The organism is Lysinibacillus sp. K60, from assembly GCF_019731275.1.
GTDB classification, from domain to species: Bacteria; Bacillota; Bacilli; order Bacillales_A; family Planococcaceae; genus Lysinibacillus; species Lysinibacillus capsici.
Genome location: NZ_JAASJR010000010.1, coordinates 113,892 through 140,780, shown reverse-complemented (window position 1 = coordinate 140,780; position 26,889 = coordinate 113,892). Strand labels below are relative to the sequence as shown.

At 37.4% G+C, this 26,889-nt stretch carries 30 protein-coding genes; all 30 read left to right on the top strand.

Features of this window, described 5'->3' with window-relative positions; all coding sequences use genetic code 11:
* The first annotated feature begins 1,005 nt into the window (after positions 1-1,005).
* The 30 genes from flgB to HCH28_RS19665 all read left to right on the top strand — a co-directional run bounded on the left by flgB (position 1,006) and on the right by HCH28_RS19665 (position 26,888).
* A complete protein-coding gene (gene flgB / locus HCH28_RS19810) occupies positions 1,006-1,398 on the top strand; it encodes a flagellar basal body rod protein FlgB (RefSeq protein ID WP_004269305.1) in 393 nt (130 codons plus the stop codon).
* A 3-nt stretch (positions 1,399-1,401) separates the two neighbouring features.
* Complete coding sequence (gene flgC / locus HCH28_RS19805; RefSeq protein ID WP_221682766.1) at positions 1,402-1,863, top strand: flagellar basal body rod protein FlgC; 462 nt, start codon at positions 1,402-1,404, stop codon at positions 1,861-1,863.
* 26 nt (positions 1,864-1,889) lie between these two features.
* Complete coding sequence (gene fliE, locus HCH28_RS19800; RefSeq protein WP_221682765.1) at positions 1,890-2,195, top strand: flagellar hook-basal body complex protein FliE; 306 nt, start codon at positions 1,890-1,892, stop codon at positions 2,193-2,195.
* 120 nt (positions 2,196-2,315) lie between these two features.
* Entirely contained in the window at positions 2,316-3,911 is a 1,596-nt protein-coding gene (fliF, locus tag HCH28_RS19795) for a flagellar basal-body MS-ring/collar protein FliF (protein WP_048391617.1), read from the top strand.
* A 15-nt stretch (positions 3,912-3,926) separates the two neighbouring features.
* On the top strand, positions 3,927-4,940 hold the full coding sequence (fliG, locus tag HCH28_RS19790; RefSeq protein WP_193831172.1) for a flagellar motor switch protein FliG: 1,014 nt from the start codon (positions 3,927-3,929) through the stop codon (positions 4,938-4,940).
* Positions 4,933-5,721, top strand: coding sequence for a flagellar assembly protein FliH (gene fliH / locus HCH28_RS19785; protein ID WP_221682764.1), 789 nt, complete (start codon positions 4,933-4,935; stop codon positions 5,719-5,721). Before fliG ends, fliH begins: the two co-directional genes overlap by 8 nt.
* Before the next feature lie 5 nt (positions 5,722-5,726).
* A complete protein-coding gene (fliI, locus tag HCH28_RS19780; RefSeq protein WP_066037836.1) occupies positions 5,727-7,052 on the top strand; it encodes a flagellar protein export ATPase FliI in 1,326 nt (441 codons plus the stop codon).
* Positions 7,053-7,502 (top strand): flagellar export protein FliJ, encoded by a 450-nt coding sequence (gene fliJ / locus HCH28_RS19775; RefSeq protein WP_004269298.1) that lies wholly within the window; start codon positions 7,053-7,055, stop codon positions 7,500-7,502.
* A 4-nt stretch (positions 7,503-7,506) separates the two neighbouring features.
* Positions 7,507-8,115 carry a MotE family protein gene (locus HCH28_RS19770; RefSeq protein WP_009371153.1) on the top strand — a complete coding sequence of 203 codons (609 nt, stop codon included), beginning with the start codon at positions 7,507-7,509 and terminating at the stop codon, positions 8,113-8,115.
* A 25-nt stretch (positions 8,116-8,140) separates the two neighbouring features.
* Complete coding sequence (locus HCH28_RS19765; protein WP_221682763.1) at positions 8,141-9,412, top strand: flagellar hook-length control protein FliK; 1,272 nt, start codon at positions 8,141-8,143, stop codon at positions 9,410-9,412.
* Between the two features lie 2 nt (positions 9,413-9,414).
* Positions 9,415-10,107, top strand: coding sequence for a flagellar hook assembly protein FlgD (flgD, locus tag HCH28_RS19760; protein WP_221682762.1), 693 nt, complete (start codon positions 9,415-9,417; stop codon positions 10,105-10,107).
* Between the two features lie 15 nt (positions 10,108-10,122).
* Positions 10,123-10,491, top strand: coding sequence for a TIGR02530 family flagellar biosynthesis protein (locus tag HCH28_RS19755; protein WP_221682761.1), 369 nt, complete (start codon positions 10,123-10,125; stop codon positions 10,489-10,491).
* Between the two features lie 86 nt (positions 10,492-10,577).
* Positions 10,578-11,546, top strand: coding sequence for a flagellar basal body rod protein FlgG (flgG, locus tag HCH28_RS19750; RefSeq protein ID WP_221682760.1), 969 nt, complete (start codon positions 10,578-10,580; stop codon positions 11,544-11,546).
* 93 nt (positions 11,547-11,639) lie between these two features.
* Positions 11,640-11,861, top strand: coding sequence for a flagellar FlbD family protein (locus HCH28_RS19745; protein WP_048391601.1), 222 nt, complete (start codon positions 11,640-11,642; stop codon positions 11,859-11,861).
* Positions 11,851-12,279: a flagellar basal body-associated protein FliL gene (gene fliL / locus HCH28_RS19740; protein WP_004269291.1), complete on the top strand. Its 429-nt coding sequence runs from the start codon at positions 11,851-11,853 to the stop codon at positions 12,277-12,279. The genes HCH28_RS19745 and fliL overlap by 11 nt, the downstream gene beginning before the upstream one ends.
* A 31-nt stretch (positions 12,280-12,310) precedes the next feature.
* A complete protein-coding gene (fliM, locus tag HCH28_RS19735; RefSeq protein ID WP_004269290.1) occupies positions 12,311-13,306 on the top strand; it encodes a flagellar motor switch protein FliM in 996 nt (331 codons plus the stop codon).
* Positions 13,299-14,522 (top strand): flagellar motor switch phosphatase FliY, encoded by a 1,224-nt coding sequence (fliY, locus tag HCH28_RS19730; protein WP_221682759.1) that lies wholly within the window; start codon positions 13,299-13,301, stop codon positions 14,520-14,522. The genes fliM and fliY overlap by 8 nt, the downstream gene beginning before the upstream one ends.
* A 21-nt stretch (positions 14,523-14,543) precedes the next feature.
* Positions 14,544-14,906 carry a response regulator gene (locus HCH28_RS19725; protein ID WP_004269288.1) on the top strand — a complete coding sequence of 121 codons (363 nt, stop codon included), beginning with the start codon at positions 14,544-14,546 and terminating at the stop codon, positions 14,904-14,906.
* Between the two features lie 4 nt (positions 14,907-14,910).
* Entirely contained in the window at positions 14,911-15,594 is a 684-nt protein-coding gene (locus HCH28_RS19720; protein WP_009371154.1) for a flagellar biosynthetic protein FliO, read from the top strand.
* The gene (gene fliP, locus HCH28_RS19715; protein ID WP_004269286.1) at positions 15,591-16,256 is read left to right on the top strand and encodes a flagellar type III secretion system pore protein FliP; all 666 of its coding nucleotides are present in this window, start codon (positions 15,591-15,593) and stop codon (positions 16,254-16,256) included. Before HCH28_RS19720 ends, fliP begins: the two co-directional genes overlap by 4 nt.
* Positions 16,257-16,269: 13 nt before the next feature.
* A complete protein-coding gene (fliQ, locus tag HCH28_RS19710; RefSeq protein WP_004269285.1) occupies positions 16,270-16,539 on the top strand; it encodes a flagellar biosynthesis protein FliQ in 270 nt (89 codons plus the stop codon).
* 4 nt (positions 16,540-16,543) lie between these two features.
* On the top strand, positions 16,544-17,317 hold the full coding sequence (gene fliR / locus HCH28_RS19705) for a flagellar biosynthetic protein FliR (RefSeq protein WP_221682758.1): 774 nt from the start codon (positions 16,544-16,546) through the stop codon (positions 17,315-17,317).
* A 1-nt stretch (position 17,318) separates the two neighbouring features.
* Complete coding sequence (gene flhB, locus HCH28_RS19700) at positions 17,319-18,407, top strand: flagellar biosynthesis protein FlhB (protein WP_048391594.1); 1,089 nt, start codon at positions 17,319-17,321, stop codon at positions 18,405-18,407.
* Between the two features lie 23 nt (positions 18,408-18,430).
* The gene (flhA, locus tag HCH28_RS19695) at positions 18,431-20,464 is read left to right on the top strand and encodes a flagellar biosynthesis protein FlhA (RefSeq protein WP_221682757.1); all 2,034 of its coding nucleotides are present in this window, start codon (positions 18,431-18,433) and stop codon (positions 20,462-20,464) included.
* Entirely contained in the window at positions 20,461-21,657 is a 1,197-nt protein-coding gene (gene flhF / locus HCH28_RS19690) for a flagellar biosynthesis GTPase FlhF (protein WP_221682756.1), read from the top strand. The genes flhA and flhF overlap by 4 nt, the downstream gene beginning before the upstream one ends.
* Complete coding sequence (locus HCH28_RS19685; protein ID WP_221682755.1) at positions 21,654-22,529, top strand: MinD/ParA family protein; 876 nt, start codon at positions 21,654-21,656, stop codon at positions 22,527-22,529. The genes flhF and HCH28_RS19685 overlap by 4 nt, the downstream gene beginning before the upstream one ends.
* Positions 22,530-23,684 carry a protein-glutamate methylesterase/protein-glutamine glutaminase gene (locus HCH28_RS19680; RefSeq protein WP_221682754.1) on the top strand — a complete coding sequence of 385 codons (1,155 nt, stop codon included), beginning with the start codon at positions 22,530-22,532 and terminating at the stop codon, positions 23,682-23,684.
* A gap of 15 nt (positions 23,685-23,699) precedes the next feature.
* On the top strand, positions 23,700-25,772 hold the full coding sequence (locus HCH28_RS19675; RefSeq protein ID WP_221682753.1) for a chemotaxis protein CheA: 2,073 nt from the start codon (positions 23,700-23,702) through the stop codon (positions 25,770-25,772).
* A gap of 27 nt (positions 25,773-25,799) precedes the next feature.
* Positions 25,800-26,246, top strand: a complete 447-nt coding sequence (locus HCH28_RS19670) for a chemotaxis protein CheW (protein ID WP_004269272.1) — start codon at positions 25,800-25,802, stop codon at positions 26,244-26,246.
* Positions 26,247-26,255: 9 nt separating this feature from the next.
* Positions 26,256-26,888: a chemotaxis protein CheC gene (locus tag HCH28_RS19665; RefSeq protein ID WP_004269270.1), complete on the top strand. Its 633-nt coding sequence runs from the start codon at positions 26,256-26,258 to the stop codon at positions 26,886-26,888.
* Position 26,889 lies beyond the last annotated feature (1 nt).

Here is a 26,889-nt window from a genome sequence, read left to right as displayed (position 1 = left end):
ACGGCTTTACTTTATTTTATTGTAAAAGAAAAAAGACTGTAGGCAAACTCAAAATTCATTGAGTTTGTCTACAGTCTCAAGCGTCTATGGTAAACATAGACCTTTTTATGTTGTTGAAGTAGATAATTTGAAAAAGACCTTTTAGAAAGGTGAGGGGGTGCATTAGGGTTCGTCATCGACCATTCCAGAGGCGTGGACAATGAATCCGTTAGTCGACCATGAGGAAAAGTGACCTTTCAGACTAGCGATCGTAATTTTTGCTTTTAATGTAGAACGGTGGAGTAGAAGGCTAATTGATTCCCTTGTGAGAAAGGGGAGACTTTAAACAGAGCGGTAGTTTTGTACTTTAAACAACACCTGCTTAAGAAGTTTAAACTGAGTGAGAGAGAAGTGTAGTGGCAAGTATGTAGCGTGGAATGAAAGCCTTTTTCATCTTTCGTAAAATGTATTGTTTTTCAAAACTATGATGCTGTCTATGGTAAATATAGACGTTTTTTTGTGTATTTTCGAAATTTTAGGGCACTTATTTTTTAGAGTATTAATACAAAAACATGGATTTCGTTGCTTTTATCCTAAAAATGTTCGATAATTTGTCACGACGATTAGCATATAAAAAATGTTGGTATGTTACTTTGGAATAATGGTGAATAAACTTATGGTCACTCTATAAAAAATACTCCTACAGTGATCGAACTAGTAAAAAGGGACCTTTATTTAAAAGGATTAAAAAAGGCGATTAACCTCATAAAAAGGCATTTTTCACAATAAAATCGTAAACACTGTCGAAATGGTGTAAAATAACTAGATGATTATTAATCTTTACTGAAGCCTAGAGACACAAAGGATGGGGAAGTTTTGTCATGGTTAAGGGGGAGAAAAAATAGGGCGTATAGACTATTAAAAAGTGACAAAAGACAATAGACACTAGGTATCATCTTAATTACAATTGTATTATTGGATAAATTAACAAGTACATAGATTTTAAATAAAATGAGGTGAACAGTTTTGAATTTATTTGGAGGAACTATTAGTAGCCTGGAAAATGGACTTTCCTATGCCACTTTAAATCATAAAACAATCGCAAATAATATCGCGAATGTCGATACACCTAATTATAAGGCGAAAAATGTTAGTTTTAAGGATATGTTGGAAGAGCAGAAGAGCATAGCTATTTCTGCATACCGCACTGATAATAGACATTATGATTTCACGTTTCGACAAGCTACACCAGGTGTCAATATTGTTGAGAACTTGCGATATAGAAACAATGGGAATGCTGTAGATATGGATGCTGAGCAAGCGAAATTAGCAGAGAATCAAATTTATTATAATGCTCTAATCGATCGTGTTAATGGGAAATTAAACACATTGAATACTGTTATTAAAGGAGGTAAGTAATAGATGTCTATTTTTCATGGGATGAATACCACTGCCTCCGCTTTAACAGCGCAGCGTTTACGTATGGATGTTATTTCTTCTAATATGGCTAACATGGATACAACTCGCGCTCGTCAAGTAAATGGGGAATGGGAACCATATCGACGTAAGTCCGTGACGCTGTCAGCAGAAGAAGGACAATTTTCAAATTTTTTGAATATAGCACTAGGTAAAAATGCAAAAAGTGGTGTTGGTAATGGTGTGAAAATTACTCGAATCTCAGAAGATCAAGAAACACCTTTCAAACTTGTATATGACCCAACTCATCCAGATGCAAATGCAGATGGTTATGTAAACATGCCCAACGTCGACCCATTGAAAGAAATGGTTGATTTAATGTCGGCTACTCGTTCTTATGAGGCGAATATAACTGTATTTAATGCGAATAAATCCATGCTTACAAAGGCTTTAGAGATTGGTAAATAAATTTAAGTAGAAAGGAAGATACATACATGGCCATTTCGTCCATTTCGCTAATGACACCTACTCAGGTTGTAAATAACACGAATAAACTGAATGCTACACCTTATGAAGCGCAACAAAGCTTCGCGAACTCGTTAAAAGAAGCAATTGCAAAAGTAAATGATCAACAAATAACTTCTGATAAGTTTACTCAGAAGCTAATTAAAGGTGAAAATGTGGAGTTGCATGAAGTGATGATTGCTTCGCAAAAGGCAAGCATTACCCTAAACGCAACAATTGAAGTTCGCAATAAGGTGATTGAAGCTTACCAAGAAATAATGCGCATGAGTGTTTAATTTTATTGAAAAGATAAGTAACCTCTTTTCAATATAGATTAACAACCACCACTTAGTGTGGCTCATTATGTTCGCAAATTATTGATGGCTAGGTTATTCACTATAACCGGAGGATTCATAATGAATGAACGATTGACAAAAATAAAAAACGACACCAGTCAATTTTGGACAAGTCGAAGTAAAAAGCAAAAAATAGTTATGATTGGCTCCGTGGTAGGTGTAATCGCATTAGCAGCAATTGTGACATTTTTTGCTTCCAAAACTACATATGTTCCACTTTATAAAGATTTATCAACACGGGAAATTGGACAGGTAAAGGAAGCGCTAGATTCCCAAGGTGTGACCTATCAAATTGCTCCAGGTGGAACATCTATTTTAGTGCCAGAAGAGCAAGTTGACTCCTTATTAGTGCAATTAGCTTCAGAGGGATATCCGCAAACAGGTTCAATCGATTACTCATTTGCTAATAGTTCAGGATTTGGTATGACTGATAATGAATTTAACCTATTAAAAAAAGCAGCTACTGAAACTGAAATTGCTAAACTTTTCAAAAATTTGGAAGGCGTAAAAGATGCAAAAGTGATGATTACTGTTCCTGAGGAAGGTGTATTCGTAACGGATGTTCAAGGAGAGGCAACCGCATCTATCGTTTTAAATACTGATCCTGGCTATAAATTTACAGAACAGCAAATAACTACAATGTACAATTTAGTGTCAAAAAGTATTCCGAATTTAAAGACTGAAAATATCGTGATCTCTAACCAATTTTCAGAGTACTTTGATCTGAATGCAGCAACAGCTGATGGTACTTCCACAACAACAGCTGAAGGCCAATTACAAATGAAGAAATTGGTAGAACGAGATCTACAACGTCAAGTGCAAAATATGCTTGGAACGTTGATGGGACAAGATAAAGTAATGGTTTCTGTCACAACGGATATTGATTTCAAGAAAGAAAATCGTGAAGAAAATCTTGTGACACCTGTTGATGAAGAAAATATGGAAGGTATTGCCATAAGTGCTCAGCGAATTACAGAGCAATATTCTGGTACAGGAGCAGCTGCCGCTGCTGGAACACCTGAAGCTGAAACAACTACTGATAACTTCACAACTTATAATGAAGGTACAGCAGGAAATGGTGATTATGAACGTACGGAAGAGACGATTAATAATGACGTGAACCGTATACGTAAGGATATTCAAGAAGCTCCTTATAAAATTCAGGATATTGGGATTCAAGTAATTGTTGAACCACCGACAGCAACTGACGCAGCGTCATTACCAGATGGTGTTCGAGAAGATATTGAGAAAATTTTAAGTACAATTGTACGTACAACAATTTCCAAAGACGTAGCAGCAGAACTTACTCAAGAGCAGATCGATGAAAAAGTGGCGGTATCTGTACAACCATTATACGGTAAGGCAACAGAGGTAGCTGATGAAAAACCAATCATTCCATGGTGGGTTTGGGTTATCGGGGGTATCTTGTTAGCTGTTATCTTATTACTAGCATTCTTCATTATCCGTTCACGTAAACGTGCGAAGGAAGAAGAAGAGTTAAGTATCCTAGAAGAACAAGAAGAATTAATGGTTGATGATATTAATGAAGAAATTGAAACGGAAGCTACAATGCGTCGTAAGCAGCTAGAAAAAATGGCCAAAGAAAAGCCAGACGATTTTGCAAAGTTACTGCGTAGTTGGATTGCTGAAGACTAACTAGGAGGTTCGGCTGTGTCCAAGAAAGATAAAGAATTAACCGGAAAACAAAAGGCCGCTCTCTTGTTAATTTCATTAGGGCCTGAAGTTTCAGCTTCTGTCTATAAGCATTTAACAGAGGAAGAAATTGAACGTTTAACATTAGAAATTTCAAGTGTTAAAAAAGTAGAATCAAATGTAAAAGAAGAAATTATTGAAGAATTTCACAATATTGCTCTCGCGCAGGACTATATCACACAAGGTGGTATTGGCTATGCAAAAACAGTATTAGAAAAAGCACTTGGCGTAGAACAAGCACAAACAATCATCAATCGACTAACATCTTCTTTACAAGTACGGCCGTTTGATTTTGCTAGAAGAGCTGATCCATCGCAAATTTTTAACTTTATCCAAAATGAACATCCTCAAACAATTGCCCTAATCCTCTCTTATTTAGAGGCAGGGCAAGCAGGGGTTATTTTATCTTCTTTACCACAGGAAGTACAAGCTGACATTGCTAAACGTATAGCGGTCATGGAATCGACTTCACCAGAAGTGATTAGCGAAATTGAATCTGTGTTAGAGCGTAAATTATCATCAACCGTTACGCAGGATTATACAGAAACTGGTGGTATTGATGCAGTCGTTGAAGTTTTAAATGGAGTAGATCGACAAACAGAAAAAACGATACTCGATGCACTGGAAATACAAGACCCAGAACTTGCAGAGGAAATCAAGAAACGTATGTTTGTGTTCGAGGATATTGTTACACTCGACAATCGTTCCATTCAGCGTGTTATTCGTGATTGTGAAAACGAAGACTTACTGCTTTCAATGAAGGTATCAAGTGAAGAGGTAAAAGATATTATATTCCGTAATATGTCACAACGTATGGCTGAAACATTTAAAGAAGAAATGGAAATTATGGGACCTGTACGTTTACGTGACGTAGAGGAGGCACAATCTCGTATTGTTGCTGTTATTCGTCGTCTAGAGGATGCTGGAGAGATTATTATTGCTCGTGGTGGAGGAGATGACGTCATTGTCTAGAATCATCCGTTCTATTTACACTAAGTCTGATAGCGATAATGTCAAAGAAATACAGATTCGTGATATGTTTGAAGTGGTGGAAGAATATCAAGAAGAAGGACCTCCTCAGCATCAATTAACGTTGGATGAAGTCGTGGCAGAGCGAGATCGTTTACTTACTGAAGCAAGAACTGCTTTGCAAGCTGAACGAGAGATGTTTGAACAGGAAAAGCATAGACACTTTCAAGAAATTGAACATTTAAAGCTAAGTTGGGAGGAAGAGAGACCCAATCGTGTTCAAGAAGCTTATGATGAGGGATTTGGACAAGGCTATGAAGATGGCGTGAATAAGGCCACTGAAGCAATGGCTCAGTCACTTCAAACAGCGAACGAAATAATGATGTTAGCGAAAGAAAATGCTCAAAAATATATTGAGGATCAAGAAGCGGTAATTTTAGAGTTAGGTTTAACTGCTGCAGAAAGAATTATTGGTACTTCGTTAGAACAGGATAACGAACTATTTGTATCGATTGTGCGTAGAGGGCTGAAAGAAGCAAGAGAAATGAAGGAAATTAAAATTTATGTTTCGCCAGCTTATTATGCTTTAATTACGACCAACCGAGATGAATTAGCAGAAATGTTCCCAATAGACGTACCATTTATGATTTTTGTAAATGAAGATTTAGATAATGAGACAGATTGCTATATTGAAACAAATCATGGGCGAATTATGGTTAGTATCGATGAGCAATTAAATGCACTTAGATTAAAGTTACATGAAATATTAGAGAGTAAGGAATGATCTTGATGAAAGCGGCTCAATTAATTGAACAAATTCCGCATATCCCAACTTTTAAAAAGTTTGGTAGGGTTACTAGAGTTGTTGGCTTAATGATTGAGTCGCAAGGTCCAGATAGTTCTATAGGTGATGTCTGTAAAATTCATGTTGAAACTGTAAATCACGGTCACCAGATTATTTTAGCAGAGGTAGTTGGTTTTAAAGATGAAATAGTCGTCTTGATGCCTTTTACCTCCTTACGTGAAATATCTATTGGCTGCCTTGTCGAAGGGACGGGAGCCCCACTGGAAGTAAAAGTGGGTCCTGAGTTAATCGGCAAAGTATTGGATTCTATGGGGAATCCAATTGATGGCACTCTATTACCTAAAGGTCTCATGACAGTCCCTACAGAGCAAGATCCACCAAACCCACTAACTCGTCCACCAATTAATGAAAGGCTTGAAGTGGGAGTTAAGGCTATTGACGGTATGCTAACAGTTGGAAATGGACAACGTGTTGGTATTTTCGCCGGTTCTGGGGTAGGTAAAAGTACTTTACTGGGTATGATCGCAAGAAATACACAAGCAGATTTGAATGTCATTGCGCTAATAGGCGAGCGTGGTCGTGAGGTTCGGGAATTCATCGAACGTGATTTGGGTGCTGAAGGTTTAAGTCGATCGATTGTTGTTGCAGCCACATCCGATCAACCAGCATTAATGCGGATTAAAGGGGCATTTACAGCAACAGCAATCGCCGAATATTTTAGAAATCGAGGCTTAAATGTCATGCTGATGATGGATTCCGTGACACGTGTGGCTATGGCACAACGTGAAATTGGACTTGCGACAGGAGAACCACCAGCACAAAAAGGTTATACGCCTTCGGTTTTTGCGATATTGCCTAAATTACTAGAACGTACAGGCACCAATGAAAAGGGTTCTATAACAGCATTCTATACTGTTTTAGTAGATGGTGACGATATGAATGAACCCATTGCGGATACTGTGCGAGGGATATTAGATGGTCATATTGTATTGGATCGAAATCTTGCCAACAAAGGGCAATATCCAGCCATAAACGTCTTGAAAAGTGTGAGTCGTTTGATGAATCATGTTGCAGAGCCAACTCATAAGAAAGCTGCTGAGCGATTAAGAGAACTCTATTATACTTACGACAAATCAGAGGATTTGATCAATATTGGTGCTTATAAAAGAGGAACCTCTAAAGAGATTGATGAAGCAATTCATTATGAACCGCTCATTACTGCTTATCTTAAACAGGGTTACTTAGATAAAGTGACACTTGAAGAAAGTGTCAATGAGTTAATAACATTATCGAACGGTGGTGCGAAATAGATGGTCAGTTATGTGTATCGTTTTGAAAAAGTGTTAACTATTCGCGAGCAAGAAAAAAACGAAACCGAAATGGCTTATAAGGAATCTGTCCGTTCTTTTGAAGAAATAGCAACGAAATTATATGACTTGCTAAAAAAGAAAGAAGATTTAATTACATTTCAGCAGGAGCGTTTAATGGTTGGTTCATCCATAGATGAAATTCATCATTATAGTCGTTTTATTGATAGTCTCGAAAAAACAATTGCAGATGTACAACAGAAAGTGATACAAGCTCGTGCTAAGATGAATTGGCACGAAGAAAAACTATTAGAAAAAAACTTGGAAGTACGTAAATTTGAAAAAATGAGAGAAAAGGATTTTAAGCATTTCCAACAAGAGCAAGATCGTATAGAAAGCCTTTTTTTAGATGAAATTTCATTACAAACGTATAACAAGAAAGAAATCAGGTGATTTCATGGCAAAGAAAGACAATCGATTAGCAACAGAGTTAGTAGAAGAGCAACCAAAGAAAAAATCTGGGGGCTTTCTTAAGTTTTTTACTTGGATTGTACTGCCGATTATGTTTGTAGTAGCGGTTTTGCTTGTTGTGGCAACTTTAATGAATACAAATGTCTTTGATTTAGGAAAAAAGGCAATAGGTAGTTTACCTTTTATCCCCTCAGAAGAACAACAAGCAAAGGATGCTGTCGTTAATAACGACTCTAAAATAGTGAGTTTACAGGCAGAGGTACAAGAAAAAGAAGCCGAGATTACTCAGCTTCAAAAAAAATTAGATTCAACAATTACTGAAAAAGAGAAGCTGCTGACAGAAAAGGAACAGCTTCAATTTGAAATTGAAAAATTAAATCGTGAACAAGATGATGTGAAGCGTGACTTTAACGATATTTTATCAACATTTGATAAGATGTCGCCGAAAGCTGCTGCACCTGTGTTAATCAATATGAGTGATACAGAAGCACTACGGATTTTAACGAATTTAAAGCCAGATAAATTAGCAGCTATTTTAGAGAAAATGGATGCAAAAGATGCAGCAAAATATACGGAGCTTATGGCTAAACAGTAGGATAATTGAAAGGAGGTGAAAAATAGTGGATGTAGCAATGATGCAAATGATTAATAAAACAGTACCTACTAAAACTGCAGCAACAAAGTCAACAACAATTGGAAACGCTGAAGGAAAAATAGACAGTACACCGAAGAAAGAAAATTTATCAAATTTTGGTTCTGTTTTTGGGCAAGTATTAACTTCTTCAACTCAAACAACCCAATCATCAAAAACAACATCATCAAATGAACTTGCGGATTTACAAGCGTTATTAAATGCTGACTCAATGGAGGAAGTACTAGATTTACTAGGGATTTCTCACGATGATGGCTTATTAATGCTTCAACTTGGAGAAGACGGTAAGGCAGTGGCACTGGATGAAATGCTTCATTTAGAAAATATTTTAAATGCTTTAGGGATTGATGAAGAGCAGCTTCAAAAAATAGTCCACCAGTTACTAGGAGAAGAAAAAGAAGCAAGTGATGTTTGGGAGCTCTTAACATTAGTAGATGCTCAAGCACCTGTACTACAGGCGAATATAAGCACGGCTTTACAAGGCGAAGGTCAAGTGACACCAAAAGAGGCAACACAACTTCTCCAAGTGTTGAAATTAGCGCAATTAGTAGGGCAAAAGACAGACTTAACAGCATCCCAAGAAAATCTGTTAACGACTGTGAAGAGCCTATTAACGTCATTACAAACGCAGGTAGGAACTTTGCAGGTAACAACAACTAAAACACCTGTTACATTGCCATTACAAGGCTTCCAGCAAGTTGTTCAGCAAGTCCAAATGATGAAACAAAGTGAAACAACTACAAATGACATGGTTACGCCACAAACTGTACAAACGAAATCAGACACATTCCATGTAACATTACCAACGGCTAAGCCTGCTCAATCAGAAGCTTTACTAAAAGAAATGCAAGCCATTATCAATCGAGCGCAGATTTCGAATGCTCAAGGTATTACACGTTTAACCATAAAATTGTATCCAGAAAATCTAGGGACGGTTCGTATTGAACTTGTACAAAATGATGGTGTCCTTACAGCACGTTTACTGGCTTCTACAGCTCATGGACGTGAATTGCTTGATAGTCAAGCACACCAGCTAAAACAGGCATTTGCTCAGCAAAATATACAAGTAGATCGCCTTGATATTGCACAATCATTACAAGATGCCGATCGTCAACAACGTGATCAAAGCTTCTTCAATAATTTCTTTAAACAACAACAGGACGAAGAACAGGATCAAAAAAGTGATGACGAAGATGAAGGAATGTCCTTTAGTGACTATTTAATAAGTGAGGAGGTGTAACAATGGCAGATACTACTACGAAAGTGACAAATCCGGCTATAACTGATGATTTTTATTACTCAAATTATCAGAAGCCAGTGAAACAAACAGGCAATAGTGAGCTTGGTAAGGATGCCTTTCTACAATTGTTAATTACACAATTACAGCATCAGGACCCAACAAATCCAATGGATGATCGAGAATTTATTTCTCAAATGGCGCAGTTCTCTTCTTTAGAGCAAATGCAAAATATGACAAAGGCAATGGAATCTTTACTAGCATCTCAGCAACAAACACAGATGATGAGTTATACAACTTTTATTGGCAAAGAAGTCAAATGGCATGAGATTACAGAGGAGAAAGATGAAAAAGGTAATCCTGTGGTTAATGAAGGAACAGGCGTTATCGAATCCCTTAAATTTGTAGATGGAAATGTTGTTTTCAAATTAACTGATGGGAAAGAGATTGCTCCTGGTAATATATCTGGTATTTTAGGTGGAGCTAGCGACTCTAGTTCAAATGGCAATAATAATGTACCTGAATCTCCATTAGTGAAAGCTAGCCAATTGATTGGTAAAAATGTAACGTATAAAGACGGTGACCAAGAACTAAAAGGACGAATCGTCTCTGTTTCCAATAAAGATGGGGTCATTAATTATGTACTAGATAATGATAAAAGACTAACAGATAAAGATTTTACAGTGATTAGCGAATAAAGGTGGAGAAAAGTGATGGATAAATTTTCAATTCATCGTGTACCCTTGCATCCATCTATTCGCTCAACACAGCCTAAGCCAATCAATACACAACAATCGTTTAAGGCTCATTTACAGGAAGCTTCTAAACAAGAGCTAAAGGTGAGCAAGCATGCGAATGAACGTATTATTGAGCGTAAAATTAATATCACTGAACAAGAATGGCAGGTTGTATCGGATAAGGTATTTGAAGCACACTCAAAAGGTGTCAAACAACCATTAGTCTTGATGGATCAAGCAGCTTTAATTGTCAGTGCTAAAAATGCTACTGTCATTACAGCAATGGATCGCACGGAAGCAAAACAGCAGTTATTTACAAATATTGATGGCACGATTGTGCTTTAAAGGCTGGACCTTCTTACGTAAGGAAGCCTTGGTGATGCTGATTGATAGAAGCTCACCTATATAAAACGAAGGGAGAACGAAAACATATGTTACGTTCTATGTATTCAGGTATTTCAGGTCTTAAAAACTTCCAAACAAAGCTAGATGTGATTGGTAATAATATTGCCAACGTGAACACTTATGGCTTTAAAAAAGGTCGAGTAATATTCAAAGATTTAATGTCGCAAACATCAGCTGGTGCTTCTGCTCCTTCAGGTACTATAGGAGGTATTAACCCTAAACAAGTTGGGTTAGGGGCAGAACTTGCATCTATCGATACTATTCACAATCCAGGATCGCGACAATATACTGGACGCGGACTAGATTTAGCTATAGAGGGGGAAGGTTTCTTCATAGTAGGTGATTTAGTATCAGGAACTGGTGAAGGAACAGGTGAAACGCCATTTACAAATACTCTCTATACACGTGCAGGGAATTTTTATATGGATGAACAAGGTTTTCTAGTTAATGCAGATGGTAAATATCTAATGGGGTCTGCAGCTGCTAACTCTGAAAATTTAGATTCAATGTCTACTGACTTCGATGCACCAGCGGAATTGGATGAAGTAACAAGTGAGAATTTAAATGTTGATGGCACTTGGGGTTTACCAACAGCAGCCACAGAAAACAGTGGAGAATGGGGACGTATCCGTATTCCAACTGATGCAAAATCGATGAGTATTGCACCAGACGGTCAAGTTACTTTTGTTGATGCAAATGGAGACTTGAAATGGGGTGGTCAATTGGTAATGGCTAAATTCTCCAACGCAGGTGGTCTTGAGAAAGTTGGCGGTAATTACTATACAGTTTCAGCAAACTCTGGAGAACCTTATTTACAAGCAGGTGGTCAAGCAGGTTTAGGTAAACCGATAGCAGGTTCACTTGAAATGTCGAACGTAGACCTGTCTGAAGAGTTTACTGAGATGATTGTGGCACAACGTGGTTTCCAAGCAAATACGCGTATCATCACAACATCTGATGAAATATTACAAGAGCTAGTAAACTTAAAACGATAATAATATAGTCCTTTCAAAACGGACGTTTTAACAAACATATTTTCATATGAGGGAGGGTCGGGCCGGCTCTCATGCTAGACCCGGCCCTAATTCATGATTGAACTAACACGTCTAAATGGCAAAGCATTTACATTAAATGCTTTATACATAGAAACAGTCGAATCATTTCCCGATACGACTATTACATTAACAACTGGAACAAAATTAATTGTTTTAGAGAGTGAAGATGAGGTGCGACAAAAGGTAACTGCCTTTTATAACAATATACAAATACTATCCAACCCGCATCTACGAGGTGAAGAAGATGAAGAATAATAAAATGCTAACAATGATTATTATTTTACTAGTAGCAGTCATTCTGATTGGGGTTATTTTGTTTGTATTGCTTACGCAATTTAATAAACCCACAGGAGCTGTTGAGCCGTCCATTGATGAGATTGTAGAGGCTACAGTGGAGATACCAGAGATCACGACAAATCTAGCAGATAAAAGAGTTGTTCGCTTGTCATTGAAAATTCAAACGACAAGCAAAGATGCTGCTGCAGAATTAACAAAGCGCGTTTTCCAAGTGCAAAACATCGCCATTCAAGAGCTTTCTGAAATGGAGCAAAAGGACTTAGAAGGTAAGCAAGGGAAACAAATTTTCCAAAAATCATTAAAAACAAGATTAAATGAGTTGATGCAAGAGGGAGAAGTTCAGGAAGTATATTTTACCTCCTTCATTACTCAATAAAACAGAAACTGCTTGAATTGGAGGTGGGCAAATGGCAGGAGATGTGTTATCTCAATCCGAGATAGATGCGCTGCTTTCCGCTATATCGACAGGGGAAATGTCAGCGGATGACATAAAAAAAGAGGACGAGGGACGTAAGGTTAAAGTTTATGATTTTAAACGAGCACTTCGCTTCTCAAAAGATCAAATCCGAAGTTTGACCCGAATACATGAAAATTTCGCACGACTATTGACAACCTTTTTCTCTGCACAGCTTAGAAGCTATGTACAAATTACGGTTGCATCAGTAGACCAAATACCATTTGAAGAGTTTGTTCGTTCCATTCCAAATATGACACTCATTAATGTATTTGAAGTGCCACCATTAGATGGTAATATATTGATGGAAATTAATCCGAACATTGCCTATTCGATGTTAGATCGCCTAATGGGCGGTAGTGGGGCAAGTCATAGTAATGTAGATAACCTAACGGAAATTGAAACAAAAATTATGACAAACCTTTTTGAACGCTCATTCGACAATTTACGCGAAGCATGGGAAAATGTTGCGGAAATTGATCCAATATTAGTGGAACTTGAAGTAAATCCACAATTTTTACAAATGATTTCACCTAATGAAACGGTTGTCGTTATTTCGTTAAATACGATAATTGGTGAGACAAGCGGTATGATTAATATTTGTATTCCGCATGTTGTATTGGAGCCAATTGTTCCAAATCTTTCGGTTCGCTATTGGATGCAAACCAATACGAAAGAGATGTCACCAGAGCAAACAAAAATGCTTGAAACACGTGTGAAACAAGCCCAATTACCACTCTCAGTTGAATTAGGATTAACGGACATCACCATTGAAGATTTCCTAACAATGCAAGTTGGAGATGTCATACAGTTAGATCAAAAAATTGAAGCGCCATTACTACTAAAAGTAGGTACATTGCCGAAGTTCACTGTTCAACCAGGTAAAAAGGGCAAAAAATTAGCAATCCAGATTATCGACCCTTTGAAAGGAGGAGACGAAGATGAGTGATGAAATGCTCTCCCAAGAAGAAATTGAAGCGCTATTAAGGGGCGAGACGTTGGGAGATAAAAACAACGACACTGATGCTTCAACAAATGAAGAAATAAATGAGATACGAGTGGAGGATTACCTTGATTCGTTTGCACAAGATGCATTAGGAGAGGTAGGCAATATATCCTTTGGTAGCTCTGCCACAGCTCTTTCAGCATTATTGGGTCAAAAAGTAGATATAACAACTCCAAGTATTTCAATGATTAATCGTAATAAATTAGAAGAGGAATTTCCTCATCCATATGTAGCTGTACAAGTTGAATATACAATTGGTTTGACAGGTATGAATTTACTTGTAATTAAACAATCTGATGCGGCAATTATCGCAGATTTAATGTTAGGTGGCGATGGATTAAATCCGAAGCCAGACTTAGGTGAAATTCAGCTAAGTGCTGTTCAAGAGGCTATGAATCAAATGATGGGCTCAGCTGCTACATCTATGTCGACAGTCTTCAACAAAAAAGTAGATATTTCTCCACCGACAATTGATTTAATGAACATCTCGCAAGATGAAGGTCGAGAAAATATTCCAGAAGACGATTTGCTGGTGAAAGTTTCATTTAGATTAAGAATTGGTAATTTAATTGATTCGAATTTAATGCAATTATTACCGCTTAAATTTAGTCAAAATATTGTAAAATCATTATTAGGTGAAACAGGAGTGTTTGAGGAACCTGTGGCAGCAACTATTGCACCTGAGGCTCCACCAGTTACACCACCGCCTGTTCAACAGCAAATACCTGTAGCACCACCATCTGAACAACCAGTTTATCAACAGCAGTCAGCACAGATGCAGCAACCGATTTATCAGGAGCCACAACAATTTACACAACCGGCAAGACCTGCACAACCTGTAAATGTGCAACAAGCACAGTTTGCTAGCTTCGATTCAAATGTAATCTCTCAATCTGAAGCTAGAAATTTAAATATGCTACTTGATATTCCATTGCAAGTTACTGTAGAGTTAGGACGTACGAAACGTTCTGTTAAAGAGATTTTAGAACTATCAAGTGGTTCAATTATTGAACTGGATAAATTAGCAGGAGAACCGGTTGATATTTTAGTCAATAGTCGTTTAATTGCTAAAGGGGAAGTCGTTGTTATTGACGAAAACTTTGGTGTCCGTATTACAGATGTTTTAAGTCAAGCAGAGCGTTTAAATAATTTAAGATAGTTTCAATTGGAGGAGTTAACCATGTCTAAAAGAATTTTGATTGTAGACGACGCTGCATTTATGCGCATGATGATCAAGGATATTTTATCAAAAAATGGATTTGAAGTTGTTGGAGAGGCAGCGGATGGTTTACAAGCTGTCGAAAAGTACAATGAACTAAAACCAGATTTAGTAACAATGGATATCACAATGCCAGAGATGGACGGTATTGCAGCTCTTAAAGCAATTAAGGGAACAGATCCAAGTGCAACTGTAATCATGTGTTCAGCAATGGGGCAACAAGCAATGGTAATCGATGCGATTCAAGCTGGTGCGAAAGACTTTATCGTAAAACCTTTCCAAGCAGATCGTGTAATTGAAGCGATTCAAAAAGCGCTAGGATGATTGCATGAAAATGTTAAAATCATTTCGTTTAACGATGATTTTCGCATTTCTTGTATCCTTCCTGTTTTTGTACCCGACACCGACTTCTGTCTATGCAGACGCTGATACAAATAGTGTCACGGATTGCATTAAAGACCCAGAAGCTTGTAATGGAGATACGACTGATCCAGCTGCTAAACAAGAAACAACTGTAACAGCAGCTGGAGATATATCTGCATGGGAATACATAAAAATGGTTTTGGCGCTTATTTTTGTTGTAGCTTTATTTTATGGATTGATGAAGTTTTTAAATAAACGAAATTTAAACTTCCAACGTAATCAAATGGTACAAAATTTAGGCGGTTTATCGTTAGGTGCGCAAAAGTCAGTTCAGCTTTTACAGGTAGGTAAAACATTGTATTTAGTTGGGGTCGGAGAAGACGTTCAGCTCTTACGAGAAATTACAGACCCTGAAGAAGTTGAAGCTCTATTAGCCCTATATAACGAAAGGCAAGAATTTGCAGCAACATCACCGTATATTGCAGAAGTATTTTCTAAGTTTAAGAGAAAAGATAGCGCGAAGGTGCAAAATGAGCAGCAAAAGCAAGATTCATTTGGCAATCTATTCGAAAAAAAGCTATCCGAAATAAAACAGGAGCGTAGTGATGAGATAGAGAGATGGAAGCAGAAGGAGAAGGATGGTAAATGAATGATTTAATCAATATTTTTTCCAACAGCGATCCAACGAATGTCTCTACATCTGTAAAGCTCTTACTTTTACTAACAGTATTATCACTTGCACCAAGTATTTTAATTTTAATGACATCCTTTGCTCGTATAGTCATAGTCTTATCCTTTGTGCGTACAGCATTGGCAACACAGCAAATGCCCCCAAATCAAGTAATCATTGGGCTGGCACTATTTTTAACATTTTTTATCATGGCACCAACCTTTCAAGAGGTCAATAAAGAGGCATTACAACCATTGTTTGCTGAAGAAATAGGTATAGAAGAAGCCTATGACCGTGCTAGTGTGCCATTTAAAGAGTTTATGAGTAAACATACTAGGCAAAAAGATCTTGATTTGTTTTTAACATATAATCAAGCAGACAAACCAGCATCAGTGGAGGAAATCCCACTGACTATGCTTGTACCTGCCTTTGCTTTAAGTGAAATTAAAACAGCATTTCAAATTGGTTTTATGATTTTTATTCCATTCCTTGTGATCGATATGATTGTCGCGAGTACATTAATGTCGATGGGGATGATGATGTTACCGCCAGTAATGATTTCATTGCCATTTAAAATATTATTATTTGTATTGGTTGATGGCTGGTATCTCGTTATGAAATCGTTACTACAAAGTTTTTAGGGGATGATACAGTATGACAGGTGAGTTGGTTATTTCCATTGCAGAGCGTGCTATAATGATTATCCTTCTAACAAGCGGTCCGCTACTATTAGTTGCTTTAATCTCGGGTTTAGCGGTAAGTATCTTTCAAGCCACAACTTCGATACAAGAGCAAACGTTAGCATTTGTACCAAAAATTATTGCTGTCTTAGTGGCCATCGTATTCTTTGGCCCTTGGATGCTATCTCAAGTTACAAGCTATGCGAGAGACATATTTGAGAATTTAACGCGTTATATAGGGTGAGTACATGAATGAATTAATTCCGCATTTAACGGTTTTCTTATTAGTACTTGTACGGGTCTCAGCCTTTTTTGTAACGGTTCCTTTTTTTTCCTATAGAACCATTCCACCTCAAGTCAAAATTACTCTCGCACTGGTTTTAGCTTGGATGATGTACTATACAATTGATGTTGAGCCATTTGCATTCAATGATGATTACATATTATTAGTGATGAAAGAAGCACTAGTTGGACTTTTACTTGGTCTAATGGGCTATATCATCATGTCCGCAATTCAAATTGCAGGAAGCTTTATCGATTTTCAAATGGGTTTTGCCATTGCCAATATAATTGACCCGCAAACAGGTGCTCAAAGTCCATTAATCGGTCAGTTTTTTAATATACTAGCACTACTTTTATTGTTAGCGATTGATGGCCATCATATGATTCTTAATGGAATCTACTACAGCTATCAATTTTTCCCGATGGATCAATTCCCTAGTTTTATGAACGAAAACTTTCCTCAATTTATTATCACAACTTTCACAGCAGTCTTTGCCATAGCATTCCAGATGGCTGCTCCTGTTGTAGCGACCTTATTCTTGGTCGATTTAGCTTTAGGGATCACTGCAAAAACAGTACCGCAATTAAACATATTTGTTGTCGGTTTTCCTATTAAAATTGGTGTTAGTTTTTTAGTGTTATTTACAATGATGGCCGTTATGATTCAAGTTATTCAAAAGCTTATTACGATTATGATTTATGGGATGCGTGATTTAATGGCCATTTTAGGTGGTGGATAATATGAGACTACTACTGAATTTAGAGCTACAATTTTTTGCGGGTGAAAAAACAGAAAAGGCAACCCCTAAGAAACGACAGGATGCTCGAAAAAAAGGGCAAGTTGTCAAGAGTCAAGATATTTCTAGTGCCATTGTAATGTTAATGGTATTTATCTTTTTGTTTTTCTTTGCAGGCTCTTTGCGTGACGAGCTATTAGCTTTTTTCAGGCAAACCTTTATTCATAACATACGCATCGAATCACTAACTATTGATAGTGTGATGCACCTATTTACAGAAACTTTGATTCAAATGGCTTTTATCATTGTACCAATTATGGCAATTGCATTTGTCGGAGCACTTGCAGGTAACTTTTTGCAATTTGGTTTTCTTTTTACGTTAGAGCCAATGAAGTTTGATTTGAAAAAGATGGACCCTATTAAAGGGTTAAAAAAGATATTTTCTGTCAAAGCCATTGTGGAGTTAATAAAGTCTGTTTTAAAGATTGGTTTTATCGGAAGTGTTACAACAATTATTATTTGGTCAAACTTACCAGAAGTTTTGGCGTTATCGTTTAAAAGTCCATGGATGACTCTCATTACGGTAGGGAAGCTTGTTGGTATTATGGGTATAGCGGCTTCTTTAGTATTACTTTGTGTATCCGTTTTAGACTGGATGTATCAAAAACATGAGTATGAAAAAAATCTTAAAATGTCTAAACAAGATATTAAAGATGAATATAAAAATAGTGAGGGTGACCCCCTAATCAAATCAAAAATCAAACAACGCCAACGTGAGATGGCGATGAGACGTATGATGTCAGAGGTTCCGAGTGCGGATGTAGTAATTACCAACCCTACTCACTATGCAATTGCCCTCAAATATAATGAGGACAGTATGGATGCCCCTCGTGTTATTGCGAAGGGGACAGACTTTATTGCTCAAAAAATTAAACTGATCGCCAAAGAACATGATGTAATAATGGTTGAGAATCGACCTTTAGCACGAGCTATGTATGACCAGGTAGAAATAGGCGATCAGGTACCAGAAGAATTTTTCAAAGCAGTAGCAGAGATACTCGCTTATGTTTATCGTATTAAGCGAAAAATTTAAGGCTTTTTGTAGGAGGGACACAAATGAAAGTTCGCGATATTGGGGTTTTAGGTGCGGTTATTTTAATCGTTGCGATGCTCATCATCCCTCTTCCTCCGTGGATGTTAAGTTTTTTAATTGTCATTAATATTACATTAGGATTAATTGTACTGCTCACAGCAATGAGTATGAAAGAAGCATTGGATTTTTCCATTTTTCCTTCGGTGATTTTACTATTAACTTTGTTCCGATTAGGACTAAGTGTTTCCACAACTCGTGCCATCTTAGCAAATGGAGATGCAGGTTCGGTCGTTGAAACTTTTGGTGATTTCGTAGTTGGAGGAAATATTCTTGTTGGTTTAGTTGTCTTTTTAATTCTAGTGTTAATTCAGTTTATTGTTATAACAAAAGGTGCAGAACGAGTAGCAGAAGTAGCGGCACGTTTCACACTTGATGCGATGCCAGGTAAACAAATGAGTATTGATGCTGACTTAAATGCGGGGATTATTTCCGAAAAAGAAGCGCGCGAGCGACGTGAAAAAGTTGCAGGGGAAGCGGACTTTTACGGTGCAATGGATGGTGCCACGAAATTTGTAAAAGGGGATGCCATCGCTTCAATGGTAATGGTTATTATCAATCTATTATTTGGAATCATCATTGGCGTTGTACAAATGGGGCTTCCATTTGCAGAAGCGGCAACTCATTTTTCGAAACTAACAGTCGGGGACGGTATTGTATCCCAAATTCCTGCCTTGCTTATTTCGACTGCTACAGGGATTGTCGTAACACGAGCCTCTTCTAAAGGTAGTCTTGGTCAAGACATTACAGGCCAATTATTTGCTCAAGCTAAGCTGCTTTATGTAGCAGGAGGTACCATTGTATTACTAGGGCTATTTACGCCAATACCAAACTGGGTAACGCTGCCAATAGGTCTTTCGTTAATTGCGGGAGCTTATATGATGGAACGTAAGAAGCCAGAGGATGAAGAGGAATTACAGGAGATTGAGGAAGAAGTGGCTACTGATGGCATGAAGAGCCCTGAGAATGTTGTGAATTTATTAAATGTGGACCCAATTGAATTCGAATTTGGTTATGGATTAATTCCCTTAGTAGATGCCGCTCAAGGTGGGGATTTATTAGACCGTGTTATCATGATTCGTCGACAGCTTGCCTTGGAGTTAGGTATCGTGATCCCGGTAGTCCGCATTCGAGACAATATTCAGCTTCAACCAAATGAATATCGAATTAAAATAAAAGGGAACGAAATGGCACGAGGCGAACTTTTACTAGATCATTATTTAGCGATGAGTCCTGGCGACGATGATTCTATTGAAGGTATTGATACTGTCGAACCATCATTTGGATTACCAGCTAAATGGATTACAGAGCAAGTAAAAGAGGACGCGGAAATGTATGGTTACACAGTTGTGGACCCACCAAGTGTGGTGTCAACACATTTAACTGAAATCATTCGAGCAAATGCTCATGAGTTATTAGGCCGTCAAGAGACAAAGCAGTTAATCGATCACTTACGCGAATCCCATCCAATTTTAGTAGAAGAATTAACACCTGCACCTTTATCTACTGGAGAAATCCAAAAGGTACTGGGTAAGCTTCTTCGAGAGAATGTATCAGTGCGTAACTTGCCAATTATTTTTGAGACACTTGCAGACTATGCAAAATTAACGAGTGATACGGATATCTTAGCTGAATATGTGCGTCAAGCATTAGCTCGTCAAATTACAGCGCAGTATGTTGGGGATAGTTCAGTATTAAAGGTGATTACGGTTTCAGGTAAAGTAGAAAAATTGATTGCTGATAGTATCCAACAAACGGATCACGGAAATTATTTAGCTATGGACCCACAAGATTCTCAAACAGTATTAGAAACTATTGCAGCGGAAGTAGAGCGTGTTTCGTTTATGGAGCAATCAGCTATTATATTATGCTCTCCAGCAGTTCGAATGTATTTACGACAACTAACGGAGCGTTATTTCCCACAAATTCCGGTTCTATCCTATAATGAATTGGATGCTTCGGTTGAAATTCAAAGTGTTGGGGTGGTGAATGTTCAATGAAAATGAAAAAGTATTATGCATCATCCATACCAGAGGCGATGAAGCAAGTGCGAGCAGAATTAGGTGAGGACGCAGTCATTTTAAATTCAAAAGTCGTCATCACAAAGAAATTTTTTGGCATGATAAAAAAGAAGAGTTTTGAAGTGGTTGCGGGTATTGATGCAATGGAGCCACAGCAAGTGGCTTCAGTACCAACACCAGCTGTACTGCCTGTAGTAAAAAAAGAAAATGCAAGGTTGCAAGAGATTACAAATGCTATTCAAGCAAAAATACATCAGGAGCCACCCCTTGATGTAGCAGCAGTACATGAGGATGCTAGCATATCAGAAGAATTGAGAAAAGAAATTGCTGATTTAAAATCATTAATGCAATCGATGCATAAAAAGACTACCCAAGCTCAATATCCCGATGAACTCTTACCCTTCATTGAATACTTAAGACAGCAAGAGCTAAGTGAAGAGCTCATCACAACGATAGGTGATGAGCTTTTTATGCATTTTAAAGAAGCATCCGAAATAAATTTTTCACAATGTAAATTGATAGCAAAAAATTTACTACGTAAGAAGCTAGAAGTTCTTCCAGTCGGAGGATTATCCTACGAAAGAAAATATATAAACATTTTAGGGCCAACAGGGGTTGGTAAGACTACAACCATTGCCAAAATGGCTGCTAGAGCTGTGTTAGAAAAAAAGAAAAAGATTGGCTTTATTACGACAGATACTTATCGGATTGCGGCAATAGAGCAGCTTAAAACATATGCTGGTCTTTTACAAGCTCCTGTAGAAATTGCTTACAATGCAACAGATTTTGAACAAGCGATCCAGAGATTATCACATTTAGATTTGGTTTTTATTGATACAGCTGGTCGAAATTATAAAGAAGTCAAGTATGTTGATGATCTACAACGCCTCATAAAATTCGATGAACATGCAGAATCTTATTTAGTGCTTGCAATGACAACGAAAGAAAGGGATATGGAGAATATTGTAGATCAATTTAAGCAATTACCAATTGAAAAATTCATTTTTACAAAAATGGATGAAACAAATTCTATTGGCACAATGATCAATTTAATGATTAAATATAATAAAGGACTTGCTTACTATACGAATGGTCAAGAAGTACCAGAAGATATTGAAGAAGCTGATTTAGAAGCAGTACTTAATTTGTTTTTTCAAGGTGAAGAAAAATGAGAGACCAAGCTGAAGCATTACGCTTAAAAATGATGAAACAGCAAGGCGAACTAGGTAGAGCGATTGCAGTTGTAAGTGGCAAAGGTGGAGTAGGTAAAAGTAACTTCACAATGAACTTTGCCATGACTTTGGCCCAAAAGGGAAAAAGAGTTGTCATTGTAGACATGGATATTGGGATGGGGAATATCCATATCTTAATTGGGAAAAATGCTTCTTATAGTTTAAAAGATTACTTAGAAGGAAATAAGCTACTAGATGAGGTAATATTTGAAGGGCCTTACGATTTAAGGTATATTTCAGGTGGGTCAGGTATGACGAGTGTGCTTGATTGGTCTCATAGTATGTTTGAAAGACTTATTCAAGCATTTGAAGAACTTCAAAAAAACTATGATTATATTTTATTTGATATGGGCGCTGGTGCTACTAATTGGTCGTTAGATTTACTCACATCCATTGATGAAATTATCGTCATTTCAACAGCGGAACCTACTTCTATTACTGATGCGTATTCCATGATGAAATATATTCATGTTCGAGATCCAGATAAGCAGTTTTATATTCTCTGTAACCGCGCTCTCAGTAAAGAAGAAGGAATAGAAACGAATGAACGTTTACAGTTAACAATGAAACGTTTTTTAGACAAAGAAACGATCATTCTTGGTTCATTACCTGAAGACCCTGTTGTGCGTAAGGCAGTGCGCGAGCAAGTGCCATTCTCACTTGCTTATCCAGACGCATTAATATCAAAGACATTGCAACTTATAGTCGTTCGTTTTATGGAGCAACGTGCGGGGGAAATACATGCACATGATCAAACAGCGAAAAAATTTTTATCGAAACTTAGAAGTATTTTCTCGAAAGGGCGTGATTAATTGGACTTTTTGCATAAAAGCAAGCTTTTAGTTGTGGATGATTCTGCTTTTATGAGAAAGCTAATTAGTGACTTTTTTGTTGGCAACTCGAAGGTGGAAGTAGTTGGAACAGCTCGAAATGGAAAAGATGCGATCAAAAAGATACAATCGTTGAAGCCAAACGTTGTGACAATGGATATTGAGATGCCTGAAATGAATGGACTCGATGCTTTAAAAGAAATTATGCTACAATGTCCAGTTCCTGTAGTAATGCTCTCAAGTACCACTCAACGTGGGACAGAAAATGCAATTGCAGCAATTGAGGGCGGGGCAGTCGATTTTGTTGCCAAGCCGAGCGGGACCATCTCCCTTGATTTACATAAAATTCAAAACGAACTTGTGCACAAAGTGGAACAAGCTGCAACGGTGCCAATTTCCAAATTGAAAAAACCTTCTGGTAGTAAACGACAACAAGAACAAGTGACAAGGGTGAGTAAAGTAATAAAGGAACCACAACAGCATGGACGAACAAATACGTCTACTAATGTTGTTTCTACTAAGGTAGCCGTAACTAAACCGATGGTAGAATGGAGTAAAATAGGAAAGAAGATTGTGTTAATTGGCACATCAACAGGAGGACCACGTGCACTTCAGGAGGTTATTACTAAAATTCCTAAGTCTATTCAAGCTCCTATATTAATTGTTCAGCATATGCCTGCTGGATTTACTAAATCGCTTGCTAATCGACTTGATCAGCTAAGTGAAATTTCTGTTAAAGAAGCTGAACAGGGCGATATTTTGCAAAATGGAGTAGCTTATATTGCACCCGGTGGATATCATTTAAAACTTAGAAAAGTAGGAACAACTTTTGGCATTGTTCTTGATAATCAAGAAGCACCAAGATCTGGCCACCGACCTTCTGTAGATGTAATGTTTGAAGATGTTAGTCAATATAAAGATTTTGATAAAGTAGCAGTGATTATGACAGGTATGGGCCATGATGGCTCTAATGGTCTAAAAGCATTAAAAAATACTGGCAATGTCATTGCTATTGCAGAATCAGCAGAAACTTGCATTGTATATGGTATGCCAAAAGCAGCAGTAGAAACGCAACTTGTTGATGAAGTTGCAGATGTAGATGATATTGCACAAACAATAATGAAATATTTGCCTTAAAAGGGGTGTCCTCTTATGGAAGTCAATCAATATTTAGAGATGTTTATTGAAGAAAGTAAAGAGCATTTACAAGCGTGTAGTGAACATTTATTAGAATTAGAAAAAAATCCAGATGATTTGGCCATTGTTGGGGAAATATTCCGCTCTGCACACACATTAAAAGGTATGTCTGCCACAATGGGCTTCGAAGATTTAGCAGATTTAACCCATAAAATGGAGAATGTTTTAGATGCCATCCGTAATGAGAAGATTCATGTTACACCTGAAATTTTAGATGTTGTATTTGAATCTGTTGATCATTTAGAAGAAATGGTGATGGATATTGCTAACGGTGGAGATGGTAAGCGTGATGTTTCCTCAACTGTCGCACAACTAAAGCGTATAGAACTAGGTGAGGAAGCAATACCAGAGGTGGTAGCAACGGTTGCTGCACCGGTTGTTGAAAGTGTATTAGAATATGATTCGTTTGAACAAACAGTCATTACACAATCGGCTGAACAAGGCTTTAATGCTTTTGAAATTTCAGTAACATTACGTGAGGATTGCCTTCTTAAGGCAGCACGTGTATTTATGGTGTTTGAGATTTTAGAAAAAGATGGGGATGTCATTAAATCAAGTCCATCTGTTGAAAAGCTAGAAGATGAGCAGTTTGATCAACAATTTTATGTAGCTTTTGTCACAAAAACCACAGCTGAGGATATGCAGAAAAAGCTAATGAAAGTTTCTGAAGTTGATGAGGTTATTGTGACTACAATTGACCAAAGGAAATTTAGTGAAAAAGTATTTGAAGCGCAGCAAGAAGTAGCAGCAACTGCAACTGCAGTGGCTGAGGTAGCTGCTATACCAACAAATACGCCTGCTGCAAAAGCTGAGCCTGTTGCAAAGCCTGCTAAAGAAGCTACACCTTCCAAGGCTGACAAAAATCATGCACCTGTAGGTAATAAAACAATTCGTGTAAATATTGAACGTCTAGATATTTTAATGAACTTGTTTGAAGAGCTTGTCATTGATCGTGGTCGATTGCAGTCTATCTCTACTGAAGTAAATCATGGCGAACTAAATGAAACAGTAGAGCGTATGAGTCGTGTGATGGGTGATTTGCAAACTATTATTTTAACAATGCGAATGGTACCTGTAGAAACAGTGTTCAATCGTTTCCCGAAAATGATTCGTCAGCTATCACGTGATTTAAATAAGAAAATCAACCTTGAAATTATTGGTGCTGAAACTGAACTAGATCGTACAGTAATTGATGAAATTGGAGATCCGCTTGTTCACTTGATTCGTAATTCTGTGGATCATGGCATTGAGAATCCAACTGCTCGTCGTGCAAAAGGCAAGCCTGAAGAAGGAACTGTCGTATTGCGTGCCTATCATAGCGGAAACTACGTCTTTATTGAAATTGAAGACGATGGCGCGGGCATAAATCGAGAAAAAGTGTTAGCTAAAGCTATTTCAAAAGGTATTGTTACACAAGAACAATCCTATTCAATGTCTGATAAACAAATTAATGAGCTTATTCTAGCTTCAGGCTTCTCAACTGCAGATGTTATTTCCGATGTATCTGGTCGTGGAGTAGGTTTAGATGTTGTAAAAACAACGATTGAATCACTAGGTGGCAATATTTCAATTGAATCAACACAAGATGTTGGATCCATCTTCTCAATTCAATTACCACTGACATTATCAATTATTTCAGTTATGCTTGTGGAGATTGAAAAGGAAATTTATGCAATTCCACTATCTTCTATTATTGAAACATCTATTATCCGTTCATCAGAGATTATGAATGCGCATAATCAAAAAGTAATCGACTTCCGAGGCAAAGTTGTACCGTTGGTATTCTTAGAGGAAATCTTTGAGGTACCTCGTCAAGAGCATCAAGATGAAGAATTCCACTCAGTAGTGATCGTCCGTAAGGGTGAAAAACTTGCTGGTTTAGTGGTGGATTCATTCATTGGCCAACAAGAAATTGTCTTGAAGTCTTTAGGTAATTACTTAACAAATATCTTTGCCATTTCAGGAGCAACAATCTTAGGCAATGGTAAAGTAGCCTTAATTGTAGATTGCAACGCACTAATTAAATAAGGTGAATGAATAAGAGAGGTGTAAAGTATGACAAATGCAGTGGAGCAAGAAAGTATTAAAGTAATCGTTTTTCAGTTAGCAGATAAAGAATATGCAATTCCTGTGTCCCATGTTCAAGGAATTGAGAAATTAATGCATATCACACGTGTACCGAAAACAGCGAAATATGTAAAAGGTGTAATCAATCTACGAGGTGTTGTCACACCAATTGTGGATTTACGTGAACGTTTTGAATTACCTATTTCTGAACATGAGGAAACAACACGCATTATTATTATCTCATTAGAAGATATGGAAGTAGGCTTTGTAGTGGATTCCGCTAACGACGTTATTGATATTCCTGCAAGTGCTATTGAACCGCAACCAGAAGTCGTTGGCTCACTTGAAGAAGAATTTATTTCAGGCGTTGCTAAAGTAGAGAAGCGATTATTAATCTTATTACATTTAGAAAAAGTATTAAATCCACTAAAGTAGGGATCGATAATGACATTTAATCAAAAAATTACATCACTACATTTAGATGTATTAAAGGAGATTGGAAACATCGGTGCTGCGCATGCCGCGACAGCACTTTCCAATTTACTTGGGAAAAAAATTGATATGCGTGTTCCAAAGGTAGAGATGGTGTCCTTTAACGATATGATGGAGTTGGCTGGGGGATCAGAAAACGTAGTTGTTGGCATTTACCTTCGTATTGAAGGTGATGCAGAGGGAAGTATGTTCTTTATTTTACCTATCGAACAAGCAAACCGCTTTATACGTCGACTTATTTTCGATGACTCTTTTGACTTTAAAAAACGACCTGTTTCAGAGTTAGGTTTATCAGCTATGCAAGAAATGGGTAATATTTTATCGGGCTCCTATTTATCTGCCTTATCGGATTTTACTAATTTAAAAATTTATCCAACTGTGCCAGGTCTAAGTGTTGATATGTTTGGAGCTATAATAAGCATTGGTTTAATAGAATTATCTCATGTCAGCGATAATGTTATTGTTATCAATACATCCATTTTTGAAGAAGGTGTGGAAGACCATGAAACGGTGAGGGGTCATTTCTTCCTACTACCAGATCCTGACTCGTTTGATGCAATTTTTAAAGCATTAGGGGTTTCGTGAT

Bases quoted from the DNA above. Each gene is read 5' to 3' on its own strand.
- flgC (WP_221682766.1), top strand. From the start codon at position 1,402: ATGTCTATTTTTCATGGGATGAATACCACTGCCTCCGCTTTAACAGCG.
- fliE (WP_221682765.1), top strand. From the start codon at position 1,890: ATGGCCATTTCGTCCATTTCGCTAATGACACCTACTCAGGTTGTAAAT.
- fliF (WP_048391617.1), top strand. From the start codon at position 2,316: ATGAATGAACGATTGACAAAAATAAAAAACGACACCAGTCAATTTTGG.
- fliI (WP_066037836.1), top strand. From the start codon at position 5,727: ATGAAAGCGGCTCAATTAATTGAACAAATTCCGCATATCCCAACTTTT.
- fliJ (WP_004269298.1), top strand. From the start codon at position 7,053: ATGGTCAGTTATGTGTATCGTTTTGAAAAAGTGTTAACTATTCGCGAG.
- HCH28_RS19770 (WP_009371153.1), top strand. From the start codon at position 7,507: ATGGCAAAGAAAGACAATCGATTAGCAACAGAGTTAGTAGAAGAGCAA.
- flgD (WP_221682762.1), top strand. From the start codon at position 9,415: ATGGCAGATACTACTACGAAAGTGACAAATCCGGCTATAACTGATGAT.
- HCH28_RS19755 (WP_221682761.1), top strand. From the start codon at position 10,123: ATGGATAAATTTTCAATTCATCGTGTACCCTTGCATCCATCTATTCGC.
- flgG (WP_221682760.1), top strand. From the start codon at position 10,578: ATGTTACGTTCTATGTATTCAGGTATTTCAGGTCTTAAAAACTTCCAA.
- HCH28_RS19745 (WP_048391601.1), top strand. From the start codon at position 11,640: ATGATTGAACTAACACGTCTAAATGGCAAAGCATTTACATTAAATGCT.
- fliL (WP_004269291.1), top strand. From the start codon at position 11,851: ATGAAGAATAATAAAATGCTAACAATGATTATTATTTTACTAGTAGCA.
- fliM (WP_004269290.1), top strand. From the start codon at position 12,311: ATGGCAGGAGATGTGTTATCTCAATCCGAGATAGATGCGCTGCTTTCC.
- fliY (WP_221682759.1), top strand. From the start codon at position 13,299: ATGAGTGATGAAATGCTCTCCCAAGAAGAAATTGAAGCGCTATTAAGG.
- HCH28_RS19725 (WP_004269288.1), top strand. From the start codon at position 14,544: ATGTCTAAAAGAATTTTGATTGTAGACGACGCTGCATTTATGCGCATG.
- HCH28_RS19720 (WP_009371154.1), top strand. From the start codon at position 14,911: ATGAAAATGTTAAAATCATTTCGTTTAACGATGATTTTCGCATTTCTT.
- fliP (WP_004269286.1), top strand. From the start codon at position 15,591: ATGAATGATTTAATCAATATTTTTTCCAACAGCGATCCAACGAATGTC.
- fliQ (WP_004269285.1), top strand. From the start codon at position 16,270: ATGACAGGTGAGTTGGTTATTTCCATTGCAGAGCGTGCTATAATGATT.
- fliR (WP_221682758.1), top strand. From the start codon at position 16,544: ATGAATGAATTAATTCCGCATTTAACGGTTTTCTTATTAGTACTTGTA.
- flhB (WP_048391594.1), top strand. From the start codon at position 17,319: ATGAGACTACTACTGAATTTAGAGCTACAATTTTTTGCGGGTGAAAAA.
- flhA (WP_221682757.1), top strand. From the start codon at position 18,431: ATGAAAGTTCGCGATATTGGGGTTTTAGGTGCGGTTATTTTAATCGTT.
- flhF (WP_221682756.1), top strand. From the start codon at position 20,461: ATGAAAATGAAAAAGTATTATGCATCATCCATACCAGAGGCGATGAAG.
- HCH28_RS19685 (WP_221682755.1), top strand. From the start codon at position 21,654: ATGAGAGACCAAGCTGAAGCATTACGCTTAAAAATGATGAAACAGCAA.
- HCH28_RS19675 (WP_221682753.1), top strand. From the start codon at position 23,700: ATGGAAGTCAATCAATATTTAGAGATGTTTATTGAAGAAAGTAAAGAG.
- HCH28_RS19670 (WP_004269272.1), top strand. From the start codon at position 25,800: ATGACAAATGCAGTGGAGCAAGAAAGTATTAAAGTAATCGTTTTTCAG.
- HCH28_RS19665 (WP_004269270.1), top strand. From the start codon at position 26,256: ATGACATTTAATCAAAAAATTACATCACTACATTTAGATGTATTAAAG.